This window comes from Vibrio sp. 10N.222.55.C6, assembly GCF_041473395.1.
Classification (GTDB): domain Bacteria; phylum Pseudomonadota; class Gammaproteobacteria; order Enterobacterales; family Vibrionaceae; genus Vibrio; species Vibrio crassostreae_C.
Window position 1 is genome coordinate 1 of record NZ_JBFRSD010000506.1, and the last position, 522, is coordinate 522.

Genomic DNA, 522 nt, shown 5'->3' on the forward strand with positions numbered 1-522 from the left:
ACTAAGCAACAGCCATAGGCTTTACGCAATAACAAACATCACGTCATAATTGACATTGAATAAAGAAGGGACCTGTAACTAGAAATAGATTGCAGGTCCCTTCTTTATTTGCTGCTTGTTCGCTGAAAACACGTTTTTGTATCTCTGTCAGAACTGCTCTCTACCCTGTCTCTACCATTGCGTTTCGCTTGATACAAACAGTCGTCGACTTCAAAAATGACTTTTCAGTTTTTGAGACACTTTTAGCAAGCGCCTTTTTGAAACGGTCGGGTTAATAAACCTTGTAAGTAATCGCCAGTAAAAATTAATGTTGTCCCATTTCCGTCGTGGAATTAAGTGAATATGAGCATGAGGAATATGCTGTCCTGAATATGTTCCATTGTTTACCACCAATGTATAATCATTGACATCATCAAATGCCTCGATAACTCTCAGCCCCAACTTCTTAGCGAACAAGAACAACTCCTTGTATTCATCATCATTTAGCTCTTCAAGATGAGAAACGTGACTTCTACTGAGAAT

The 522-nt window shown here is 38.7% G+C and carries 1 protein-coding gene; it reads right to left on the reverse strand.

Annotated elements, in window-relative coordinates; genetic code table 11:
• Positions 1 to 210: 210 nt before the first annotated feature.
• Positions 211 to 522, reverse strand: a 312-nt coding sequence (locus AB4486_RS24820) for an HIT family protein (protein WP_372119351.1), incomplete at its 5' end; no start/stop codon positions are given.